Annotated in this window: 22 protein-coding genes and 7 pseudogenes; 23 read left to right on the forward strand and 6 right to left on the reverse strand. The window is 32.3% G+C overall.

All coding sequences use genetic code 11. The features are described from left to right. The first annotated feature begins 13 nt into the window (after positions 1-13). The 4 genes and pseudogenes from M1D66_RS27870 to M1D66_RS27885 all read left to right on the forward strand — a co-directional run. On the forward strand, positions 14-919 hold the full coding sequence (locus tag M1D66_RS27870; protein ID WP_242555365.1) for a helix-turn-helix domain-containing protein: 906 nt from the start codon (positions 14-16) through the stop codon (positions 917-919). Positions 920-1,183: 264 nt separating this feature from the next. Then, a complete protein-coding gene (gene tnpA, locus M1D66_RS27875; RefSeq protein WP_242555366.1) occupies positions 1,184-1,582 on the forward strand; it encodes an IS200/IS605 family transposase in 399 nt (132 codons plus the stop codon). An 11-nt stretch (positions 1,583-1,593) separates the two neighbouring features. After that, a pseudogene (locus M1D66_RS27880) lies at positions 1,594-2,707 on the forward strand (RNA-guided endonuclease TnpB family protein). A 572-nt stretch (positions 2,708-3,279) separates the two neighbouring features. Further along, a pseudogene (locus M1D66_RS27885) lies at positions 3,280-3,819 on the forward strand (peptidoglycan recognition protein family protein); the annotation flags it as partial. A gap of 204 nt (positions 3,820-4,023) precedes the next feature. Here M1D66_RS27885 and M1D66_RS27890 read toward each other — a convergent pair. Together M1D66_RS27890 and M1D66_RS27895 are read right to left on the reverse strand one after the other, a co-directional pair. Further along, complete coding sequence (locus M1D66_RS27890) at positions 4,024-4,446, reverse strand: insecticidal delta-endotoxin Cry8Ea1 family protein (protein WP_425592577.1); 423 nt, start codon at positions 4,444-4,446, stop codon at positions 4,024-4,026. Between the two features lie 27 nt (positions 4,447-4,473). Next, complete coding sequence (locus M1D66_RS27895; RefSeq protein WP_242555367.1) at positions 4,474-5,061, reverse strand: hypothetical protein; 588 nt, start codon at positions 5,059-5,061, stop codon at positions 4,474-4,476. Between the two features lie 1,299 nt (positions 5,062-6,360). On the opposite strand from M1D66_RS27895, the pseudogene M1D66_RS27900 reads away from it, so the two are divergent. From M1D66_RS27900 to M1D66_RS27950, 11 genes and pseudogenes are all read left to right on the forward strand, one after another. Beyond that, positions 6,361-6,504, forward strand: a pseudogene (locus M1D66_RS27900) (ArpU family phage packaging/lysis transcriptional regulator); the annotation flags it as partial. Positions 6,505-6,533: 29 nt separating this feature from the next. Further along, positions 6,534-7,026 (forward strand): annotated as a pseudogene (locus tag M1D66_RS27905) (tyrosine-type recombinase/integrase). Positions 7,027-7,884: 858 nt separating this feature from the next. Next, positions 7,885-8,037, forward strand: a complete 153-nt coding sequence (locus M1D66_RS27910) for a BC1881 family protein (protein ID WP_242555368.1) — start codon at positions 7,885-7,887, stop codon at positions 8,035-8,037. Then, positions 8,034-8,141, forward strand: coding sequence for an LSm family protein (locus M1D66_RS27915; protein ID WP_472965827.1), 108 nt, complete (start codon positions 8,034-8,036; stop codon positions 8,139-8,141). Before M1D66_RS27910 ends, M1D66_RS27915 begins: the two co-directional genes overlap by 4 nt. Then, positions 8,126-8,800, forward strand: a pseudogene (locus M1D66_RS27920) (RNA-guided endonuclease TnpB family protein); the annotation flags it as partial. The gene M1D66_RS27915 and the pseudogene M1D66_RS27920, both read left to right, overlap by 16 nt. Positions 8,801-8,895: 95 nt before the next feature. Next, positions 8,896-9,137 (forward strand): annotated as a pseudogene (locus M1D66_RS27925) (transposase). Positions 9,138-9,165: 28 nt separating this feature from the next. Next, a complete protein-coding gene (locus M1D66_RS27930) occupies positions 9,166-9,315 on the forward strand; it encodes an RNA chaperone Hfq (RefSeq protein ID WP_242555369.1) in 150 nt (49 codons plus the stop codon). Between the two features lie 1,020 nt (positions 9,316-10,335). Then, complete coding sequence (locus M1D66_RS27935; RefSeq protein WP_242555374.1) at positions 10,336-10,482, forward strand: Fur-regulated basic protein FbpA; 147 nt, start codon at positions 10,336-10,338, stop codon at positions 10,480-10,482. 223 nt (positions 10,483-10,705) lie between these two features. Then, positions 10,706-10,849: a hypothetical protein gene (locus M1D66_RS27940; RefSeq protein ID WP_479832026.1), complete on the forward strand. Its 144-nt coding sequence runs from the start codon at positions 10,706-10,708 to the stop codon at positions 10,847-10,849. Continuing rightward, complete coding sequence (locus M1D66_RS27945; RefSeq protein ID WP_242555370.1) at positions 10,822-11,028, forward strand: glutaredoxin; 207 nt, start codon at positions 10,822-10,824, stop codon at positions 11,026-11,028. Before M1D66_RS27940 ends, M1D66_RS27945 begins: the two co-directional genes overlap by 28 nt. 323 nt (positions 11,029-11,351) lie before the next feature. After that, positions 11,352-11,792 (forward strand): DUF4183 domain-containing protein, encoded by a 441-nt coding sequence (locus tag M1D66_RS27950; protein WP_345742487.1) that lies wholly within the window; start codon positions 11,352-11,354, stop codon positions 11,790-11,792. A gap of 52 nt (positions 11,793-11,844) precedes the next feature. On the opposite strand, the gene M1D66_RS27955 is transcribed toward M1D66_RS27950, so the two are convergent. Continuing rightward, the gene (locus tag M1D66_RS27955) at positions 11,845-12,135 is read right to left on the reverse strand and encodes a DUF4183 domain-containing protein (RefSeq protein WP_242555371.1); all 291 of its coding nucleotides are present in this window, start codon (positions 12,133-12,135) and stop codon (positions 11,845-11,847) included. A 1,422-nt stretch (positions 12,136-13,557) separates the two neighbouring features. Here M1D66_RS27955 and M1D66_RS27960 point away from each other — a divergent pair. Continuing rightward, on the forward strand, positions 13,558-13,770 hold the full coding sequence (locus M1D66_RS27960) for a hypothetical protein (RefSeq protein ID WP_479832027.1): 213 nt from the start codon (positions 13,558-13,560) through the stop codon (positions 13,768-13,770). A gap of 276 nt (positions 13,771-14,046) precedes the next feature. Continuing rightward, complete coding sequence (locus M1D66_RS27965) at positions 14,047-14,895, forward strand: Rpn family recombination-promoting nuclease/putative transposase (protein WP_479832028.1); 849 nt, start codon at positions 14,047-14,049, stop codon at positions 14,893-14,895. Positions 14,896-15,002: 107 nt separating this feature from the next. On the opposite strand, the pseudogene M1D66_RS27970 reads toward M1D66_RS27965, so the two are convergent. The 3 genes and pseudogenes from M1D66_RS27970 to M1D66_RS27980 all read right to left on the reverse strand — a co-directional run. Continuing rightward, positions 15,003-15,857, reverse strand: a pseudogene (locus M1D66_RS27970) (RNA-guided endonuclease TnpB family protein); the annotation flags it as partial. Between the two features lie 11 nt (positions 15,858-15,868). Continuing rightward, positions 15,869-16,267, reverse strand: coding sequence for an IS200/IS605 family transposase (gene tnpA / locus M1D66_RS27975; protein ID WP_479832029.1), 399 nt, complete (start codon positions 16,265-16,267; stop codon positions 15,869-15,871). Between the two features lie 506 nt (positions 16,268-16,773). After that, positions 16,774-17,091, reverse strand: coding sequence for a PadR family transcriptional regulator (locus M1D66_RS27980; RefSeq protein ID WP_242555344.1), 318 nt, complete (start codon positions 17,089-17,091; stop codon positions 16,774-16,776). 258 nt (positions 17,092-17,349) lie between these two features. Here M1D66_RS27980 and M1D66_RS27985 point away from each other — a divergent pair, with 258 nt between their 5' ends. From M1D66_RS27985 to M1D66_RS28010, 6 genes are all read left to right on the forward strand, one after another. Next, complete coding sequence (locus M1D66_RS27985) at positions 17,350-17,646, forward strand: uberolysin/carnocyclin family circular bacteriocin (protein WP_242555343.1); 297 nt, start codon at positions 17,350-17,352, stop codon at positions 17,644-17,646. 79 nt (positions 17,647-17,725) lie between these two features. Next, positions 17,726-18,355, forward strand: a complete 630-nt coding sequence (locus M1D66_RS27990) for a YIP1 family protein (protein ID WP_242555342.1) — start codon at positions 17,726-17,728, stop codon at positions 18,353-18,355. Positions 18,356-18,429: 74 nt separating this feature from the next. Then, positions 18,430-20,148, forward strand: coding sequence for a hypothetical protein (locus tag M1D66_RS27995; protein WP_242555341.1), 1,719 nt, complete (start codon positions 18,430-18,432; stop codon positions 20,146-20,148). After that, positions 20,145-20,861 (forward strand): ABC transporter ATP-binding protein, encoded by a 717-nt coding sequence (locus M1D66_RS28000; RefSeq protein WP_242555340.1) that lies wholly within the window; start codon positions 20,145-20,147, stop codon positions 20,859-20,861. Before M1D66_RS27995 ends, M1D66_RS28000 begins: the two co-directional genes overlap by 4 nt. Continuing rightward, positions 20,858-21,376: a stage II sporulation protein M gene (locus tag M1D66_RS28005; protein WP_242555339.1), complete on the forward strand. Its 519-nt coding sequence runs from the start codon at positions 20,858-20,860 to the stop codon at positions 21,374-21,376. Before M1D66_RS28000 ends, M1D66_RS28005 begins: the two co-directional genes overlap by 4 nt. Positions 21,377-21,393: 17 nt before the next feature. Then, positions 21,394-22,446, forward strand: a complete 1,053-nt coding sequence (locus tag M1D66_RS28010; RefSeq protein WP_242555338.1) for a site-2 protease family protein — start codon at positions 21,394-21,396, stop codon at positions 22,444-22,446. Positions 22,447-22,449: the final 3 nt, after the last annotated feature.

Below are 22,449 nucleotides of genomic sequence, written 5' to 3' on the forward strand. Positions count from 1 at the left end.
GGGGGAGTCTTCAATGTATGATAATTCTTTAAATATAGGACATATTATTAAAGAATTAAGACAAAAGCGTAATATGAGACAAGAGGAATTAGCATATGGAATATGTTCTCAGGCAAATATTAGTATGATTGAAACTGGGAAGATATATCCTAGTACTTTTATATTGCACCAAATAGCTTGCAAGCTAAGAGTACCATTAAATTATTTTTTTTTAACTAATGATGATAGTATGGATAAATATAGAAAAAATACAGTTAGACAAATAGTTCAAAAGTTTTTAAGAGATAAAGATTATGATCAAGTTCTAATCTTTATCAAAGAGGAAAAAGAAATCGGGACTTTTTCGAAAAATAAGTATGATTTGCAGTTTCTAATATGGGCAGAAACAATTTGTTTGTACTATACAAATAAATTAGACGATCCAATTGTTTCATTAAAAAAGGCACTTAGAAAAACATTTACAACTTTAAATCACATCACAGAACAGGAATTACTTATTTTGAATAGCATAGGAATCATCTTATCTGAAAAGGGGAAAAATAAGCATGCCATACGAATTTTAAGATGGATAAATACAACTTTAAATTCAAATTATTATATTTCAGATTATACTTTGCTGATAAAAAATACCTATGCATATGCACAAACTTTATCAAGACAATCGTTATATCATCAGGCGATTAATTTATGTGATAAAGCAATTAATTATTGTCTATTTATTGAATCTAGCTTTCTAGTTGGTGAATTATATTATGAAAAAGGATTAAACCTATACTATTTGAGGAATTTTCATGAAGCACAATGCCTTTTTAATTATGCGGTTCAAATTTTTGAAATAAAAAAACAGCAACAATATAGAGATTTTGTACTAGGTAAGATTGAGGGATATTTTGTAAGCCCTGTATTTCCTGTTAATTAATTATAATCTTTTATCATACAAGGATTCGATTTCAATAGATTAACTTGAGAAAATATAAATTAGGTAATGTTTATTAACTATCCTTTTCTTATCTATTAGAGAACTCCTCCTTCAAAAATATGAAATTATGGAATACCTATTTTAACGAATTTCCCGAAAGAATTCTCCTTCCTCATGCGTGTGAAGGGCGTAGCCAAAAGGTTTTCCTTTTTATTTTGCCTCTGAGTATAATCAGTCTTATAAATTGTAAATTCTGGTATATAAATGAAGTTAGATAGTAATAACCATTCAGTATTCTTGTTGTATTATCACCTTGTGTTGGTCGTGAAATACAGAAGAAATGTGTTCCATGATGATATGTCAGACTATGCAAAAGATATGTTTGTTCGACTATCTGAAAACTATAACATCTCATTAGTTGAATGGAATCATGATGTACACCATGTTCATATTTTGTCCAAGGTACACCCTAATACAGAAATGACAAAATTCATCAATGCTTATAAAAGTGCAAGTTCTCGACTTATTAAAAGCGACTTTCCACAAGTGAAAAAGAAACTTTGGAAAGAGATGTTTTGGTCAAGAAGTTTTTGCTTGCTAACTACTGGTGGTTCGCCAATAGACGTAGTAAAAACATATATTGAAAATCAAAGTGAAAAGTGAGGTGAAATGATATGACAAAGCAGAATAAAGCCTATAAATTCCGTTTGTATCCAACAGGAGACCAAGCACATCTTATACGTGAAACCTTCGGTTGTGTACGTTTCGTGTATAACAGAATGTTAGCTGAACGGAAAAAAGCGTATGAAAAACATAAAGATGATAAGGATCAACTAAAGAAACAAAAGCTTCCCACTCCTGCAAAATACAAAGCAGAATTTGAGTGGTTAAAAGAAGTGGATTCATTAGCTTTGGCAAATGCTCAACTAAACTTGCAAATTGCCTATAAAAATTTCTTTCGTGGTCAAAATGACCTCCCAACATTCAAAAGCAAAAAAGACAGAAAGTCTTATACAACGAATGTAGTGAACGGAAATATTATGTTGCTTAACGGTCATATCAAATTGCCAAAACTGAAAATGGTACGTATCAAACAGCATAGAGAAATACCACAAGGCCATATAATCAAGTCATGTACGATTTCTATGACACCTATTGGTAAATACTATGTGTCCATTTTGCCTGAATACGAAAAAGAGATCGTACAAAAAGAAGTAGAAACAGTTGTTGGATTAGACTTTGCGATGGATCAATTATACGTCAGTTCTGAGAATGAGAGAGCCAATTATCCTCAGTTCTATCGTGAAATGTTAGATCGATTAGCAAACGCACAACGAGTATTATCAAGAAGGACAAAAGGTTCTATTCGTTGGAATAAACAACGTATCCTTGTAGCTAAGCTGCATGAAAAAGTAGCAAACCAAACGCAAGAACTTCCTTCATCATAAGTCTAAAGAGTTAGTTACTCATTTTGATGTTGTAGCTATTGAAGATCTAAATATGAAGGGAATATCGCAAGCACTTCATTTTGGAAAAAGCGTCGTTGAAAATGCTTGGGGTATGTTCACTTCTTTCTTAGCTTATAAACTACATGAACAAGGCAAACAGCTTGTGAAAATAGACAAATAGTTTCCTTCCACAAAAACATGTAGCAGTTGTAGAAATGTGAAAAATATGTCATTGTCTGAGCGAGTTTATTCTTGCATATGCGGTGTAAATCTCGATAGAGATTATAACGCAGCTATCAATATCAAAAATGAAGCAATACGCCTATTGGCGTTAGCATAGATAGCAATAAAATAACCCTTGGAACAAGCTCGCTCGCTCGGCTGTCTTAGGACGAATTCGTTAGCTACCAAAAGTAACGACTAACCGAGAAGCCCCCACTTCAAACAGTCCGTTAGGACGTTAAGTGGGGGGAGTTCATAGTAGAGGATAAACCACCACAAATAAATGAAAAAATAAAGACCAGAAGTTTATAGTATGTTTCAGGATTGGCTCTTTATTAACATGATGTTTTTTACTAAATTTTGTCGGATTTTAAATGGAATTAAAATAATCTTTTGTGCGATACGTTTCCTTATAAGTGTGCAAACACGAAATAAGAAGATTATCAATTTGATAATAACAACTACTAATTGGCTGAAAGTAGGAATGAAAGCTTTCTTGTTGAGTTTAAACTAAGGTGTGATAGGAGTCGCAAGTTGTATGTAGCTAGGTGAAATCGGCTGAACAAAACCTAAGTGAGAAATCATATGGCAATGGATAGGTTGGGATGCTACAAAATACCGATAGTGAGAATGTCCAAATGGACTGACGAACTTGCGAATGTTCGGGTCTAAATTATTAATACACAAAAAATGTTTATGTCGTCAGCTACAGTAGAAAATGAAGTGACTTATATGATTCGTAATGATAATCAAGTCTCGTTTCATATTACAGTAGATGATAAAGAAGCTGTACAAGTAATTCCCTTAGCGCGTAACGCTTGGCATTGCAGTAACGTAAATTGCAAATCTATTGGGGGATTTGCTAATCTTTAAGTGGTGGGAATCGATATTATAAAGCAGAAGATAATGCGGCTATTGTTGTAGCTCAACTCATGAAATAGTACAATATTCCAATTAGTAAAGTTCGCATACATCAATCATGGAGTGGAAAATACTGTCCTTATGTTAGCAGAAGGACGTTGGAATAACTTTATTGAAAGAGTCCCAAATGCATACCATGGAAGTGGTAAAGTGACTCCTACACCTATTCCACCGTCAGCTAACGGGACAGGTATTGCGCATATTGAGGGGAATGACGTTAACCTTTGCAAAGGTCTAGATACTGGATACGGGTTTTTTCGTCAATTGGATAAAGTTGATTCCTACGAGGTATAGGGACAATCAAACGGATAGTTAAACTTTGGCGGAAATCAATGGGTGTCTGGAGAGTATGTGGGATTTGAAGGATAAAGAAGATTAAGGAAGCCTAACGAATTTTGGCGAGGAAATGATTCATGTCAACGATCTAATTCTCGAATAGTAGCGAAGTATAGGGAGATGTAGAGAAAAAAGCGAGTCACTCTAAACGAAGAAACCTCGCTTTTTATAGAATGATTATACAAGCTGAACGTGTTGAGCATACATGTTAAGTCTTGTATTTTTTTTAGCTGTGACACTAGCTAATCGATTTTTCAAATCTTTTAGCTGATTCTCTGCATCATCAGGATTGAAGGTGAAGGATTTTACTTGGTTTATTTTCCCCATATACTGGTCTTTAGTGTTGTCATATACTTCGTGTATATGCGCTACATAACTATTAATAAGTGTATTTAGTCCCTCTTTGGTATAAAGTTGTCGCAAACTATCTTGTGTAATATTCATTTTATCAGCGTGTTGTTGTACGGATTGTAGAAATTGTATATGCGTTATCGCAACTTTAGTGTATAGGGGTAAATTTGTTACTTTATGTTTAGCATCTGAAGTGTGCTCGAGAATTTTTCCAAATGCTTGCTCAATGCCAACTGCCCAACTACCCAGTTGATTTTTTGTCTTATCATCAGCGTGTTAACTATCTTTTTCATTCACTGCGTTTTCGAGAGTTTTTAAGTCATTAGTTAGTGCTTTGAATTCGCCTTGTAGATAGTTAAGCTGTTCGTTATCAATTTCGTTTATCACGTATTTTTCAAGTTGTTTTTTTAGTTTGTCTAGGGGATTTGCCTTGTTCTCTCCCCATATTAAACCAATTAGTGGAGATACATACATTCCAAAGGGCATGTAGTCTGCGCCTGTTAAAATCATCGATCTAAAGAAATTGTTTAGGTCTAGACTTGATAGACCTGATTCTGATCCCGCTGCTCTAAGGATGTCTGCCATTGAATTTGCGACAATTTTGTGAGTTGTCTTGCTATTATATTTAATAACGTAATCTTTCACAAATGATTTTTCCTTTGCTTTTTTGCTCGTCTGTGTTGCCGTTGCTTGTGCCATCGCGTCTGTTAACTTTGGATGTGTTTGACTATCGGTTGAATTTTCAGCAGCAAATGCAGAAGAAGTGCTCCCCAAGGTGCTTACTCCTAACGTCATAGTTGCGACTGTTGCAAGAAGTGCGTGTTTGTATTTGCGCTTTGCATGTTTTCGATTTTTGTACTTCATTCGTAAATCTCCTTTTCTGGTTGAATTTATATATATGTATCATATCAAAGAGGAGATGTGCTTAAGTATAGGCTTGATGTTTATGTTGTATATAACAAAAAATGCTTTTGACTAATGTAATACTTATCATTGAAAAATTATATGATGACACCATTTTCGTGAATCTAAAAAAACTAGAATTACGAACATTCAAATTTATTGGTAATGGTACCTTTATCATGAATTTTATCTGGATGATACACTATAAATCAATCGGAATATTCGGTGCGTAAAATTGTCAAATGTACAATCGTCTTGAAATCTGAGCTAATTAAAGAATGTCCTATAGACAAAAAGAATATTTGTTCTTTCGAATTAACGAAGAATATATAGGATTATTTTTGTATTCTATCCAAGTCTAGCCTTCAATCATCCACTGAAAAATGGCTGCATTAATAGCATGTTTATTCGCCTTACGTTGTACGATAATATGTATCTCTCTAAAGTTATTGATGTAATCATAGATAATCTGTTTGAATGTTCTTATAAAGTAGTTAATTGGATTTCCCATCAATTTTCCGTTATGTCCGTAATTATGTGTTGGAGGTCTTTTTAGTGATATTTACAAGACTGTGGAACAGCTCGTTACTACGTTTGGATAAAATGCAGGAGTCAAAGTTGTATGAATAAGCTGTTGGAACACGATAGTAAATAAAGTCTTTATCAACTTGATAAGATGAGCTGTTGTGTTTTTTATACAGATTCATTTGTATTAAGACTAAGCATTCTTTTCTTTAACTAAACCCTGTTTTTAAAAAATAAATATATTAGAACTTAATGTGGATACTTCATGCCTACAAGCATAAGGTATTAGAGGTTTTTTTATTCAATTTTTTGGTCAATAAAATAGTTTGAGAGGGGAAAATAGATTTTTGATTTAGATTGAAATCAGGCTGGAAACTGGGTAACTAATAAGGTTGACGACTTGTATAAATGAATTTAAAGATGTAAATGAACTCACAACAAGGCTGTAGCTAGTGTATGTGATTTTGAGACGTATAGATTAAGGGTTGGGATCTGGCGTCGCTTTGAATTTTTTGATACTTCTCCATGTGTATTTTTCTGTATGCATGGAATTTTTTTGTATATCTCGTTATGAAATACGCGGGTTTACTGACGTCTGCTTGGGGATGTCTAAATTCATGTACGCATTCTTCAAATGTTTGTGCAACTTCCCAATTTACATCTGGTGGCATACGTTTTCATAATGGTTTGTACTATCTTTTAAAACATTAATTTTCAACAATGATAGAAGCGGACGACCCAGATATAATGGATGAAGTGAAGTTAGGTAGAATCAAGTATTATAAAATGAAAGGCAAAGCTTTATTATGTTTAGCTTTCAGTGTGTGCAAAGAAATATTTAAACAAAATACGCAAGGTGAAGAGATAGAAATAGTATGAACATTATACAGCCGATTTGAGATAAAGAAATCATTCAAGAAATAAAGGCATTCTATAAAAAACAGAACGAGAGGAACTACATTCGGTTGTTTCTTGGTATTAATACAGGTTTCAGAATATCGGATATATTGCGTTTGCGTGTTTGTGATGTTGATGGATGGAATATTGTAATATATGAAAAGAAAACTAGGAAGATTAAAGATGTGAAGGTGCCTTCAAAATTGAAGAGAGCCATCAGGAAGTATACAGAAGGAAAGCCGAAGAATAAACCAATTTCTCGTGTAATGGCATATGGCATATTAAATCAAGCTGCCAAAGGGTTTGGATTGGAACGTATCGGGACTCATTCACTTAGAAAAACATAGGGATATCATCATTATCAACGATTCAAAGATGTAGTTGCTTTGAAAAAGATGTTAAATCATACAAATCAGAAAGAGATATTGAGGTTACATCGGAATGGAACAAGATACACTAAATGATTATCAAAGGACATTCAAAATCCCATGCCCTTATTTTTAGCTACTGTATTATTAGTTTTAAACGGAAAGTTTCAAATCTGTTTTTATAAAATGAGAAAGAGAATGATATATCTAAAGTTAAACCGAATAGATGGATTTAACACAATCCAGTTTATAGATAATTCATTTTTAAAGATGTAGGAGCATATTTAATCAAAACTATTCATGGGCAAGTTGCGAATGATTGACTGACACGTTTTGATTTTTGACAAAAGGACAGCTGATATATAGTTGTTTTTTGTCTGTTTAACAAGAGAATGTTTTTTTGTTTTTAACAAACTTAAAATTTGAATTTTTTTTTGGTGATTTTCTGTAATAATAATAAATAATTTCAGAGCTTCGATATTAAGATATTATTTTTATAAAAAGGGAGGTATTTCTCTTCCTCTGAGCGTACAGTAAATCAAGATCTAATAATAACAAAGTTTGTAATAGCTGTACGCTGAAAGGTGCGGAAACACCGAAAATGATAATTTTTTTCCTTTTTATTCAAATGTATGTTTTGTCTCAAAGCACAGTATTATCCTGAAATTCAGGAGGACTGTGCTTATATTTTGTCATCATCTTTTCAGAAGAATGTTTTTTTGAAGGGCACAAATATATATTGAAGTGCGGAACGGTTGGACAGTATCTTGAAATATTCATGAAAAAGCGGGCTTTTTTGTGGTACTTATTCATAGGGACGAGGCTGTATAAGGATAAATAAAGCTTACTAGATTTGATATTTAACTATGTTCTTCAGTAGAAAGGCGCACTTTTTTGGGTTTTCTTTTGTGTATTAATAAATACTTTACAAGGGGTTTAAATGACCTATAGTGCATATATTTCTGTATAAAATACAAGTAGAGAAGGTGCCAAAATGGATTCAAAGGATATAGATACAAAAAAATTGAGTAAAGAGCTGTCAAAGCGTGAAAAGGTGACTACCATTTGTGTAGAGGCTTACGAAAAGATTGAAATTGGTGGAGTAGTTGTGGATGGACCTGCAATGATTTACATTTGTAAAAAATAACAAACAATTGCAACAAAAGAGGGGATATCACTATATTTTTAAAGAGCGGCGTTCCCATACGTGGGCAAATCGTTGCAACGGATAAATTTACGTGTCATTGTTAGTTGAAACAAAAGTACAAGAACTTCCGAAAACAAATTCTTACATTGGAATAGATGTAGGACTAAAAGATTTCGCCATTTTGTCAGATGGAACACCCTATGAAAATTTGAAGTTTTTTCGATCGTTAGAAGAGAAGTTGGCAAAAGCACAGCGTGTTCTTTCTAGAAGAATGAAATGATCTTCTCGCTGGAATAAACAGCGAGTAAAGGTAGCTAGAATTCATGAATACATGGCAAATGCTAGAAAAGATTATTTGGACAAAATCTCGACTGACATCATCAAAAACCACGATGTTATTGGTATAGAGGATTTACAAGTATCGAATATGTTAAAAAATCATAAGTTAGCAAAAGCAATTAATGAGGTATCATGGTCACAGTTTCGAACTATGTTGGAATATAAGGCAAAATGGTACGGTAAATAAGCCATTGTTGTATCGAAAACATTTGCTTCAAGCCAATTATGTTTTTGTTGTGGATATCAAAACAAAGACGTTAAAAATCTGAATTTACGTAAATGGGATTGCCCTTCTTGCCGTACACACCATGATAGGGATATTAACGCAAGTATCAATCTAAAGAATGAAGCGATAAGGCTTCTAACCGCAAGGAATCCCCCTCTTCTAAACGAAGTGAAAGTGGGGGTAGTTCAATTCGGATAGATTTCTTGCGAAATATGTATCTAGAGCCGTATTTAAATTTAAATGTGATACGATAGTTATATATTCATTTAGAGGGTAAAAGGGGATGAATTTTGATGAAAAACTATATAAAAGTAAATGGAAAACTCCTTAAGATCATATTTCTAATTGGTTACGTAGGGAATACACACAGTTTGTAAGAGCGAATCATCGAAAACCTAGAAAATATGAGCATGATGAGATTCTTCATGAAGTGATAAAATACTATGTAAGCAAAATAGGAAAATGGTTTAGAAAAATAGAAAGGGAATGGGAAATACAAATAGACAACAATGAGAGGCAACAAGTATTAAAATAAAAATAGCTACAAATAAGGGGCGTATTTCATGTATAACTTACAAGAAGATATGTTTGAACAATTGAAAGGGGAAAAAGGGGATGTTACTGTATTTTTAAAGAATGGCGTTCCAGTACGTGGACAAATCGTTGCAACGGATAAATTTACCGTTCTTATGTTGGCTCGTGGCAAGCAATAACTAGTCTACAAACAAGCTATTTACACAATTTTCATGTAATTACTTTTCCTTTTTTCAAGGGAAGAGGAAAAAATATAAAAAATAGAAGATTGATTACCACTCCAATTCTTAATCAATTATAAATAAGTACATTTAAATATTCAATTCATTACGAATTTTCTTAACGTATGTGTCTTATTTTTAAAATATAATATAAATGGTTCTTATTAAATAAATGCGATGTGTGGCAAATACTATGCTCACTATGAGGGTAGAAAGATGTGATTTTCTTACAGAAAGGCCAGTGACAAGGCTTTTCTATTTTTTTGAGGGTTATTTCTTAGCAAAAAAAGAAATCCTAAGGCGTCTTCCTCCGACTTGAACTACCCCATAGTAATGTTATGCAAATGATTGTTTATAATGCTATATGCCTAGCTGATATAATGTATAAGGGGATTATTGGTTAATTTATAATGTACATATATTAGGGAGATAAATAAGCAATGCAGATACTTTGGGCATTAGTAGATATTTTTTATAGTGCATGCAATATCTTTCAACGGGAGAAAGAAGAAAACAACTAGATTAAGAAGGGGACCATAGTCTATGCTTTTTCGGTACTCGTAATCGTAGTAGTGATTCTTGTAGGTATGCTTGGGACGTAATAGATGTTCAACCAGGAAAAAAGTATTAGAGAAAGCAAAATATTGAATAATATACATAAGGACCTCACCATTTCCATAGGATGGTGAGGTCCTTATGTATAAAGTTTCATTTGGGTTTATTACATATAATGACAGTTTTGAATTGATATAAATCATACCATTTTTATCTATTACAGGTGCGTTTCCATCCTCTCTACGCGCTAAAATTTTCTGCTTCAATGTGTAGTCGCGATTATACACAGTCACTGGAATGGGTACAAAAACACTATACTATCGTTCTCTATAGAACGGATAAATGGGAACTGTATGTAGCAGTAACGAAGCTAAAGGGCAAACGTGGTGGCACGAAAAAGAAACAAATCAGCTAGGAGGCAATATGGACGGGCAAGACGTTTTAATCAACAAATTAATCGATAATCACATATACAAGCTACCGGATGGGCGCGACTTATTCGAAGGGAGTTGCGAGGAACTGGCAGGGTTATTAAAAGGAGTGGATGAAGATGATAAGAGAATAAGTTAAATGGTTTGCAGAGCACATGGAAAGTAAATTGCAGGAGAATGAACATAAAACAGGTCGGACAGATTGCTCAGAGGATTTCCCTTCATCATAAGTACGAAAGAATCTCAATGAATTAGATAGCGTGTTTCAAGAATTACTTTCAAATTACTTAGTGTTTTTTGTGAATGTTATTAGGCAGTGTAGCGACATAGCGAACTTTGCAATGATGATTGCGGATAGATAAATGCATAAATACATTTGTAAATATGATCTACCAAATAAAGGAGTAAACGATATGGAACAGGTGGAGCATGGCACTTTTGAAGTAACTCAATTACTAACGGATGTGAAGGGGAGTGAATGGCAACTAAGATCGTTGTTTATATGAAGAATAATTATGGTGATTGTGAAAAATTGAAGTGGTCGTTACGTGATATAAAATTAGATTTTAGAAATATAGATGAAAATCCTAAGTATAGGCAGGAATTTGGTGAGTATGGGTATTCATCAACGCTATTAACTATTTTCTCAAGTGGAAAAGTACTGTCTGGGTTTGATACGGGATAATTTACAGTGGAACTTGGATATTGAGGAGGAATCGTATGAGGATAGAAACTAAAGTACAGCTGGAAGGTGAGTTTAAAAGGTAGAAAGCGAGATTTACAGAAAGCAATATCATTTGAACGGATGAAATAGTGAGAAACAGAAAACAGAGCGGGCATTGGAAGAGTTGTAAATTCAGAAAGAGAAATTGAAAAGTTGCTTATAAGAGGCGGGATGGGTTGCTTGTAAATTAATTTTTAACATTTTATACAATTTAGCATCTAATAAATATTAGAGGAGGTGTTGAAGTGGAACGATTTGGAAGAATATCTGATGCTCAAAGGTTTATAGATCTTGCAACTATAGGACCGACTTTTCCACCACTTCCATCCATTACTTTTCCAACAGGTCCAACCGGAGTAACAGGTCCAACTGGAGTAACAGGTCCAACTGGAGTAACAGGTCCAACTGGAGTAACAGGTCCGACTGGAGTAACGGGTCCAACCGGAGTAACAGGTCCAACTGGAGGAATACAAGCGACAAATGTATTGTATTTTACTTTTTCAGACGGGCAAAAACTCGTCTATACAAATGCTGATGGCTTACCTCAGTATGGAACAACACAAATATTGTCATCAAGTGATGTTTCCTATATTAATTTATTTATAAACGGGATCCTTCAGCCACTGTCTTCGTACCAGGTTGTAACGGGACAGTTAATTTTGTTAGCGCCTGAAGCTCCAGTACAGGGATCTTCAATTATTTTACAATTCATTACTATTAACTAAAAAAGGACAGATTTCTTTATTAAGAAATCTGTCCAAAAGTAAAAGATGTGGATTAAGTTATGATGAATTCAACAGTAACTGGAATTCCTGGATCTAATGTATCTCCATCAGGAATTGTGATTGCGCCAGTAGCACCAGTAGTAACGGTAGAGTTTCCTCCAGGTTGAAGTACACCGTTCAGATAGAAATTGTAATAAGTGTAGGTTGGAAATGCTGTAGCTGCTGTACCAGCATCATTTAAACAAGCCGTAGCAGCAACTGCAAAAGCAGCTCCCGTACCTGTACCTGCACCTAGTGTAGAAGTAAACCTTCTGGAAACTACATACGGTGGTATAATAGCCATTTTTTATTCCTCCTAAATTTATATTAGGACAATCTGATGAAAGCTCGTCCTATATTGTATCCTATGACGTACTTAAAAGTTAGACACGGCTTATGTAATGGTATTTAAGTGCAATTTTTAATTTTTGTGTATGTAGATATATCGCGGTTATACAAAAAACAATTTTAAAACAAAGGGGAGTTGTGAAATGAAGATTAGTATGTGCCTAAACACACCAACTTTTAAGCTATCCGAGTTGGATGGGAATTATGGTAATTTCACTTATGAAACAGTATCCTATTGGGCTTATCTCACGGGAACTCAAATTCCAAAGCAGTGTTTTTAGATGACATTACATTTTATCCCATCAAGACAACCCGTTTTCTTATATATTGCAATGCTTTATTTAAAATTTTAACAAAAATACTTATCCAAAACCTAAAAAATCTAAAGATAATTTATAAATTTACTTATCAAATAGCTTTTAGCGAAGAAATGGTACAGTTACTCTTACCTTTAAATTAATAAATTTTATTAATCCTTTACATAAATAATATTTTCGCCTATAAACTAAAAATCATGTTATAATAAGTATCAAGCATATGAATAGGATAACAACTACTAGGTGTTGGCAAGTAGTAATTTATCTAATAAAAAGATCACTTGTTTCCAAGACAAGTGATCTTTTATATATATCCTTGTACTACTTTTGAGAATCAATAGATATTTCAAACCCCTGTTTAGACCTCCCATAACCTTAATCATATCACTAAGCTATCTTTATCTTATAAATCCCTAAAAAACTCCATTGCCCCTGAGCAACATAACCCTTCTTAATTTATTCCATAAAATGCAAGTGAAACCTTCATATTCACTCAGTATGTATTTAATTTTGGCGTTATGTATAATTCTGTACTTGTTGCATTATTAAGCTTTATGCAATTCGTTTAAATCTTCAAATTGTTCTTTTATTAATGAAAACGTAACCCATCGCATCATGCCTCTATTAATCATGATCTATATCCCTCCTTACTCTTTATGCTCACCTATTGTTTGTTATTCAAAGTTTTAGATAGTTTAGATAAATTTATCTGGAGATTGGATAGGAACAATGATTTGTTTAGTTATTGCATATATTTTATTAAACAATGGAGTATGCAATTTTTTCTTAGCAGGAATAGTTGCCGTTATAAAGAAACAAATAGTAATTGCAAAGATAAATCTGTTATTGATTAAGTAATAAATGCCTTTATTTATCTTCGTTATAGGAAACCAAAGATATCTTTTTACAAGTATTTTAAACTCATAGTGTCGGTCATTGTAAGTATCTAATTAAAAAATTCTGTATGTACTTGTACTACCAATGTGTATATAACTACAAGAGCTAAAAATCAGGTAATGAATAGGGTGAGTTATAAGGGAAATAAAGGGAGTGAAGAAACCATGATACATCGATATGAAATAGAATTTTCAGTAATGTATAGTGGCAAAATAACAAACTTACAATCTATAATCATCCCAGCAAGTTCTTTAGAAGAAGCAAATGAAAAATTACAGTCAGAAATAAGGCGACGATTAGGTACATGTCGTGTGAAAATTGCTACTGCAAGTTTATATAGTTCAGAAGATAGTCGATATACAATTGAACTAAAATGAAGAGAAAAGTCTTGTGATAAACAAGACTTTTTATTTTGCGTTTGAAAATTTGAACTAGAGTTTTCCGTTCATGATGTATTTGCTAATAATAGACTTTTGAAACCTCCATTCAGTAAATACAATAAATAGGAATTAGTTTGAAAAAATACGAATTGTTAAATTCTTGAAAATTATTAAAATCCTTATGTATGCTGAAAAAGAGATTGTTTGTATGTGTATCACTCTTTTATATACAATAAAGGAAAAACATCTTATGAGATGGGGAAAGGAAAACCCATGTCCAACCAACAATTAGTGAATTTACGCATTGACTTTGCTTTTAAACAATTATTTGGCACAAGTGGAAATGAAGATATTCTAATTGCCTTTTTAAATGCAATGTTACAAAATTTTTTAGAATCACCCATTGTTTCCTTACAATTTGAAGACACGCACTTGCACCGAGAACATGAGGAAGACAAATTATCAATTTTAGATATTTCAGCGACATTAGATACAGGCACAAAGGTAAATGTGGAAATACAGCTAAATAATAATCATGATATGATTAAGAGAAGTTTATATTACAGGGGAAGGCTATACACATCCCAACTTCAAAAAGGAATGCCGTATTGCTCTCTTCATAAAACAATTACGATTAATTTATTAAACTATGTGATGTTTCCAGAATATGAAGCATTCCATATAACAGGAATGCTATGGAATCAACAACAACAAAAGGTATTAAGTGATGATATAAGAGTTCACATCGTGGAGATTCCAAAATTCCTGCAACAGTGGCGGAATGAACAAGTAAATCCCTGGGAAGATTCATTTGTTCGTTGGTTGTTATTGCTTCCAGCGAATGAGGACGAACAATTAACCCAAACATTGGAGGATATTGCGATGAATAAATGGGAACGTATGAGTCAAGATTCTTCTTTCCGACAAGCATATGAAGCAAGGGAGAAAGCGCTGATGGACGAAGCCGCAAAGTTTGCCCTTGCTCGTAATGAAGGAATTCAAGAAGGGAAAGTACAAATGATTAAAGGTATGCATGAACTTGGCGTACCAATTGAAACAATTGCAAAAGCAAGTAAATTAAGTATAGAAGAAGTTGAACTTATTTTGAAAGGTAATTCATAATAAACAACTAAGATAGTAAAAGCGCCATAATTCCAGCCATTGGGGATTGTGGCGCTTTTACGATACGTGAAGAAGACACAAGAGAAAAGATCAGCGACACTTTTTCAAAAATGAAGTGCTTGCGACATTCCTTTCATACTTAGATCTTCAATAGCTACAATATCAAAATGAGTAGCTAATTCTTTAGACTTATGATGAAGGAAGTTCTTACGTTGGTTCGCTACTTTTTCATGTAATTGAGCTACACGGATACGTTGTTTATTCCAAAGAATAGAACCTATTGTTCTTCTTGATAATACTCGTTGTGCTTTTGCTAATCGGTCTAACATTTCACGGTAGAACTGAGGATAATTGGCTCTCTCATTCTCAGAACTGACGTATAATTGATCCATCGCAAAGTCTAATCCAACAACTGTTTCTACTTCTTTTTGTACGATCTCTTTTTCGTATTCAGTCAAAATGGACACATAGTATTTACCAATAGGTGTCATAGAAATCGTACATGACTTGATTATATGGCCTTGTGGTATTTCTCTATGCTGTTTGATACGTACCATTTTCAGTTTTGGCAATTTGATATGACCGTTAAGCAACATAATATTTCCGTTCACTACATTCGTTGTATAAGACTTTCTGTCTTTTTTGCTTTTGAATGTTGGGAGGTCATTTTGACCACGAAAGAAATTTTTATAGGCAATTTGCAAGTTTAGTTGAGCATTTGCCAAAGCTAATGAATCCACTTCTTTTAACCACTCAAATTCTGCTTTGTATTTTGCAGGAGTGGGAAGCTTTTGTTTCTTTAGTTGATCCTTATCATCTTTATGTTTTTCATACGCTTTTTTCCGTTCAGCTAACATTCTGTTATACACGAAACGTACACAACCGAAGGTTTCACGTATAAGATGTGCTTGGTCTCCTGTTGGATACAAACGGAATTTATAGGCTTTATTCTGCTTTGTCATATCATTTCACCTCACTTTTCACTTTGATTTTCAATATATGTTTTTACTACGTCTATTGGCGAACCACCAGTAGTTAGCAAGCAAAAACTTCTTGACCAAAACATCTCTTTCCAAAGTTTCTTTTTCACTTGTGGAAAGTCTCTTTTAATAAGTCGAGAACTTGCACTTTTATAAGCATTGATGAATTTTGTCATTTCTGTATTAGGGTGTGCCTTGAACAAAATATGAACATGGTGTACATCATGATTCCATTCAACTAATGAGATGTTATAGTTTTCAGATAGTCGAACAAACATATCTTTTGCATAGTCTGACATATCATCATGGAACACATTTCTTCTGTATTTCACGACCAACACAAGGTGATAATACAACAAGAATACTGAATGGTTATTACTATCTAATTTCATTTATATACCAGCTTTTATAATTTATAAGACTGATTCTATCAGAGGCAAAATAAATAGCAAAACCTTTTGGCTATGCCAAACTGAAATTCATTAAATTGTAATGATTTTTGCAAAAAATTCTTTTTGTTTGTTCAAAGAATATGGCTAAAAAATGAAATATGAAACAAATGCAGCAAACATTAATCCTGTAAGAATTATACGCATCCAATTTATCAAGATTAATTCTGTACCTTTAAATAATTTATTTTGAATCCAAAAGCATACAAAAAAGGTGATAATAATAACGATTCTATTGTTTTGTATACTAAATTTATCTAGTATACAGTCACCCAGACATAAGCTCTCATTGATTTTAATACTTAATAATATACGTGAATACATAATTATTACTGAAAATACAGCGAATAATAACTGTAATTTATTCGTTTTTCAGCCTTCCTTTTTTCTAATTTTTCCTCTTTACGATTTTGCTGAAAAATTAGAAATGTAGCATTTTTATTTTGGTGTCATTTTTTTCTAAGTAAATGATTTACTGCTGTTGATACTATATCCCAATTTTTCTTAAATACTTCTAATTGTTCCAAACCCTTCTTTGTTATACGATAATACTTACGTTTAGGCCCTAAATTAGAGATCTTCAAAGTTCCCTCTATTAATCTTTTTTTTTGCATACGTAACAAAAGCGGATAAATACTTCCTTCACTTACAAACGTAAAGCCATATTTATTTAATTTTGTATTTAGTTCATAGCCGTATATTTCTTCATGTGAGATGATATCCAAAATGCAGCCTTCTAATATACCTTTTATCATTTGAGCATACATAAATCCCCCCCCTTTTTTTTTTGAGTAAATTGTTATTCAAGTTAGAATGCGTTTACGTTGTAGCTTGAAAAATATTTGCTATTGCAATGTTTGTAGCAGATATTCTTATAAAGGAATAAATCTTAACATAAAATAGGAAGATGTTCGCATTAAAATAGGATATTGTCAAAAGTCTTTTTTAAAATATTTAAGAACGAATATCATTGTATGATGATATTCGTTCTTATTATTATATTGATTTTGAAAGGGAGTTATTTTATGGAAATTAAAAAAGTATTAGTAGGTACATTAGGTTTAGGAGTGGTAGGCTCAGTACTAGTGCTCGATCAATTCTCTGGTGGTCTTGCTAATTTAACACTTCAATACGACATTAGCGCAGCAAATGCAGGTCGAATTGTTAGTGCTTTAGAGTGGGCTTCTGATATGGGTGCGGTTATTGGCTTAGCGGGAGCAATTTTAGGAGCTGGAATTGGTGCTGCAGCTGTCTCAGCGGCAGTTGCTATTGCGAAGAGAAGACTTCTTAAAGAAGGTAAAAAAGCAGCAGTATTATACTGAAATTTGTGTATTAACAAAAGAGAGTTATCAAGAATATACTTGGTAACTCTTTTAATTATATTGTATTGGAGATTTATGAATGGAAAACATACAAACAGCAAGTAGTTCGAACGTAAGTGGTGTAAAGTGGTTCGATTTTTTTATTAGCCCTAAAAGATTTTTTGAAAATGTAAAAGAAAAGCCAAATGTATGGAAGCCTTTTGTTCTTGCGACCATTCCGATCATATTAATGTATATGGTTATAGTACCTAATATGATGGACATGTTTACAAGTCATTTTTCAGACTTAAATTTCGGAGTATCAGGTCGAATTAAATCTCTTATGTATATACTGGTATGCTCATTTTCAATATTTCAGACTATCATGTCTTTATTCTTAGGGGCAATAATCCTGCATCTAATGTGTATTCCAATGTTAGGGAAAGGGAGTATAAGACAAACAACTTCATTGTTTATGTTTGTTAGTATCCCAAGTGCAATTAAAGCTATAGGAATTATAATTTTTAGTTTTGTTATGGGCTCTGATTTTTCTGAATTTATTAAAGGTTTTTTGGTTGAAAAAAATATTTATTTAAGCCTCTTTGATCCATTCTCTATATGGACGACATTACTAATAATTATTGCATTAAATGTTATCCATGAAATTTCTTGGTTAAAAGCTTCCATAATATCTATCATTCTTTTAGTAATTAAAATATTATTATCCTAATTATCTTATGTAATTAAGATAGTAACATTTAATTGCTTTTATTATAAAAATTCGGTATAGAGGTGAATGCTTCATTGAGGAACATTCTTAATTACATAAGAATATTTTGGGGAATCTATCTTGTCGATTTAAAAAGACTATTTAATCGCCTTATTTCTGTAATGCCTAGTAATTTAATAAAGGGGCAACCAAAAAAATATATATTTATTGCAATTGCTGTTTTTGGAACCTTAATGTTCATTTCAGTAATTGCTTTTATTTGCCTACTATTTGAACTACTCTTTAAAGATGTACTAAATGAGAGTATAGTTCTACCTGTTATAAGTAGCATTGTTTTATTTCATTTTATTTCTGGATGTATTGGTACTATACAATCTTATGAACGTGCAATACAACCAGAAGATTTTGAAATTATAGTTCGTAGCCCTACACCTAAGTTTCTTTTTATTATTAATCGCTTTGTTTCAACCAAACTATTTAATATGGTGTTTTTAATTATTTTTATAGTTGAGCCTATATGCATAGCATCTACTTGGATATTTGGAGAAAATGTACTTGTATTATTGTTTGGACCTATAGTTACATGTCTATATTATATTTTTTATCTGGGATTCACAGGTATAGTTGGGTTTTATGGTTACAAAGTTATTCGTCAGTGGAACTTAACAACTATTCGAATAGTTAGTAATGTCATTTTTATTATTGTAATGGGATGTACGGTAGTTCTTTCTGTTTTTTGGTTATTTTTTAATAAGGAACTTACCATAGAGGTTTTATTTGATTTTGTAACAGGATTAGCAAAAAATATAATGATTCCAACTAACTGGTATGTTTATTGCTTGGAATCATTAATTAAAGGTAATCAAATTGCATTTTTAACTTGGTTCGCCATATTGATAATTTGCTCTATTTTAGTTTTTAGCTATTTTTTAAGGTTAACAAAATATGCAAATATAAAACCAATGTTTAGTCTTGTAATGGATGGAACATTGAAAAATAATTTTTGGATATATAAGTTATGTGAAAATTTAGTTGCTAAAAGTGCATCTGATCATAATTATATCTTAAATAAAGATATAAAGAGCTTAATGAGAGTAAGCGAAATGGCACGTTATCGCTTATTGAAAATGTTTTATGTGATTGCTTTTATAATTGGTGGCGTAATGGGATTAGGGGTTATTTGGCAAAAATTTAATATTGGATACTGGGGAGTTATATTCATTAGTATCTTGCTGTCTAAACTATTCTGTTCATTTTTAGGAGAAGGTTTATTACCAATAACCTCTATTGATTCAGAGAAAAACAACATCAATCTATTTCTACATAGGGGAGTACAACCACAAAAATTATTTTGGTCAAAATTAATATTACATGTGTGTTGTCTATTGGTATTTAATCTCGGATTTATCATAATTGCATTACCATTTTTCACTTTTTCTGTAAGTATGATTATTACATGTATATGTTTAATTTTTATATTTTCTATAACGTATGGATGTATTCAAGTAGGAGTAACAGCTATCTACCCTAAATTTGATTGGGAGCATTATTTTGAAATTGGAAGATCGAGACGGGCAGTGTGGCTTGGGAATATATTGTCTACGATTTATTTGATGTTGATATTACAAGGAGCTGGAGGATTCTTAGCCTTGTATCATTTTAATAGTATTTCACTTTTAATAATGCAGTGTTTATTAATAATTTGGTACTTAGTTATCGGCGGAATTATGGTATCAATTAGTCTTGCGTTAATTAATAAGAAAGGAACTAAACATTGGGAGGGAATTCGTTGAGCCTATTAATTTTGAACGAAGTTGAAAAATCTTTGAGTGAGAGAAAAATACTAAAAAAGGTTTCTTTAGAAATTAATGAAGGAGAAGTTTATGGCATTTTAGGAGCAAATGGGGCTGGGAAATCAACTTTGCTTCGTGTTATTGCAGGGTTAACAAGTATAGATGAAGGGGAAATTGAAGTGGCTGGATATTCATTAAGCAAATATCCAAGTGAATATAAAAAAATGTTAGGGTATGTGCCAGATATTCCATTTTTATATGGTTATTTATCAGGAAGGGAATATTTGAATTTTTTGGGTGATCTATGGGGAATTGAACGGGGGAAAAAAAGAGATTTAGTAGAAGAAAATCTCAAGTTAGTAGGACTACTAGAAAGTGCAGATGCAATGGTTACAACTTATTCCCATGGTATGAAGCAAAAATTAGCAATAGTGGGTGCTTTAATAACAAAACCACGTGTATTAATTTTAGATGAACCTATGACTGGATTTGATCCACCAAGTGCAAAATTTATGAAGGATTTTTTAAAAAATTATGCTAAAGAAGGAAATGCAGTAATAATTACAACACATATATTAGAATTGGCACAGCATTTTTGTAATCGAGTTGGTGTATTAAGCGATGGGAATCTTAATGTTGAGTATAATGACCTGGAGAATTTAAAAAAAGATTTTGAAACTTTAGTTGTCACATCTATGGAGGGAATAAAATGAAGACTATTTTATATAGAAATAGAGTCGTTTTTATTATCTCAATACTAATTTATTTTGTTAGTTTTACCATAGGTATATTTTATCCGGATTTCATTTCTATTTTTAGTAGTAATAAGCATGTCGAACTGGAATATAAGAATCTTGTAATGAATAACTTAAATTCTATCTTCGCAATAATTTTAGGATTTTTCTCATTCGGTTTCATAAGTGTTTTCTGGCTTATTGCTAATGGAATGATAGTGGGCATGGTAGTCTCTTCTGCTTTAATGAATAATATTTCTTGGTATGAAGTATGTCTTACTATTTTGCCCCATGGAGTTTTAGAGATACCTGCATTAGTTATTGCAGGTGCTGTTGGATTTAAAAGTTCAGATTGGTTAATTACTAAAATGTTAGGTAACTCTAGGAAGAATGTTATCAAGGATTCTTTGATATTAATCATGGTTTCAGTATTATTTATACTTATTGCGGGATTTCTTGAAGCTAATATTACACCAATCGTGACTAAAACCTAGGGAAAGGTGATTAAGAAATGTTTCAAAAAATAAAAGATAGTAGGATACGTCGTCTTCTTGTTGCCGTATTTTGTTCATTTGGGGCTACAGTGTTTGTATTATTTAGCAAATTAAAAGGGTTACTATTGTTAATTAAATGGGGGAAAATAGGCGGTACCATAATTAGTATGTTTGCATCTATGTGGGCTTACACATTATTGTATCCTTGGCAATTTGCAATTGGATTGGTCTTATTAATTTTTATTCACGAGTTGGGACATGTTGGATTTGCTAAATATAAGGGAATACCAATTACAGCCCCTACGTTTGTTCCTTTTTTAGGGGCCTTTGTTATAACTAAAAGAAAAGGATTATCGTTAGATGAAAAAGCATTTATTAGTTATGGTGGGCCATTAATTGGATCTATAGGTGGATTAATATTTTGGGGGATTGCAACTTATGTGAGACAAGAATGGATGCTAGCGGTCTTAAATTTATTTTTATTAATAAATTTAGTTAATTCTTTTCCGTTTAAGCCTTTGGATGGATATTGGATTTTAAAGATAGTTGGCTATAAGAATAGCATAATCCAGAAAACGTTATTTGGTTTATTTATTTTAATGGGTTTTGGTTTAAGTATTTATTTTAAAAACTGGACAATATTCATTATTTATGTGTTTCTTCTGATAGAAACATGGGCAAGCAAAGAAGGGGACAAAAACAATGTATATTCACAAAATAAGTTGTTAGTATCAAAATCAATATTTTCAGATAAAAATTTGATGATTCCAAGAAAAAAAAGAGAAGTATCTTTAACTTATAAACCAGAAAATAATACGGATGGGATTGATATTTATTATCCAGGCGTAGGGTTAATTGGAACAATTCAGGAGAAAAATAAGGAGATTAATATGTTTAAATTAACATCAACTGTACCACATGGAGAACAGTTGTTATTAACGATACAAGGAGAAGTTAGTAAAGATGATTTAAATAATGATGTTCCACTAAAAACTCAATATGGATATGCTGTTTCTTATATCAGTTTAATATTGGTTCAATCTGTTTTCTTATACTATATTCATGGGTAGGTA

Source organism: Bacillus sp. PK6-16 (assembly GCF_056530295.1).

What these genes read in the sequence shown, in the direction of transcription:
- M1D66_RS27955 (WP_242555371.1), bottom strand. Translation starts at nt 12,135, where the DNA reads ATGGCTATTATACCACCGTATGTAGTTTCCAGAAGGTTTACTTCTACA.
- tnpA (WP_242555366.1), top strand. Translation starts at nt 1,184, where the DNA reads ATGAAGTTAGATAGTAATAACCATTCAGTATTCTTGTTGTATTATCAC.
- tnpA (WP_479832029.1), bottom strand. Translation starts at nt 16,267, where the DNA reads ATGAAATTAGATAGTAATAACCATTCAGTATTCTTGTTGTATTATCAC.
- M1D66_RS28010 (WP_242555338.1), top strand. Translation starts at nt 21,394, where the DNA reads ATGTTTCAAAAAATAAAAGATAGTAGGATACGTCGTCTTCTTGTTGCC.
- M1D66_RS27980 (WP_242555344.1), bottom strand. Translation starts at nt 17,091, where the DNA reads ATGTATGCTCAAATGATAAAAGGTATATTAGAAGGCTGCATTTTGGAT.
- M1D66_RS27960 (WP_479832027.1), top strand. Translation starts at nt 13,558, where the DNA reads ATGATACATCGATATGAAATAGAATTTTCAGTAATGTATAGTGGCAAA.
- M1D66_RS28005 (WP_242555339.1), top strand. Translation starts at nt 20,858, where the DNA reads ATGAAGACTATTTTATATAGAAATAGAGTCGTTTTTATTATCTCAATA.
- M1D66_RS27870 (WP_242555365.1), top strand. Translation starts at nt 14, where the DNA reads ATGTATGATAATTCTTTAAATATAGGACATATTATTAAAGAATTAAGA.
- M1D66_RS27945 (WP_242555370.1), top strand. Translation starts at nt 10,822, where the DNA reads ATGGCAACTAAGATCGTTGTTTATATGAAGAATAATTATGGTGATTGT.
- M1D66_RS27940 (WP_479832026.1), top strand. Translation starts at nt 10,706, where the DNA reads ATGCATAAATACATTTGTAAATATGATCTACCAAATAAAGGAGTAAAC.
- M1D66_RS27965 (WP_479832028.1), top strand. Translation starts at nt 14,047, where the DNA reads ATGTCCAACCAACAATTAGTGAATTTACGCATTGACTTTGCTTTTAAA.
- M1D66_RS27895 (WP_242555367.1), bottom strand. Translation starts at nt 5,061, where the DNA reads ATGAAGTACAAAAATCGAAAACATGCAAAGCGCAAATACAAACACGCA.
- M1D66_RS27910 (WP_242555368.1), top strand. Translation starts at nt 7,885, where the DNA reads ATGGATTCAAAGGATATAGATACAAAAAAATTGAGTAAAGAGCTGTCA.
- M1D66_RS27935 (WP_242555374.1), top strand. Translation starts at nt 10,336, where the DNA reads ATGGACGGGCAAGACGTTTTAATCAACAAATTAATCGATAATCACATA.
- M1D66_RS27990 (WP_242555342.1), top strand. Translation starts at nt 17,726, where the DNA reads ATGGAAAACATACAAACAGCAAGTAGTTCGAACGTAAGTGGTGTAAAG.
- M1D66_RS27985 (WP_242555343.1), top strand. Translation starts at nt 17,350, where the DNA reads ATGGAAATTAAAAAAGTATTAGTAGGTACATTAGGTTTAGGAGTGGTA.
- M1D66_RS27930 (WP_242555369.1), top strand. Translation starts at nt 9,166, where the DNA reads ATGTATAACTTACAAGAAGATATGTTTGAACAATTGAAAGGGGAAAAA.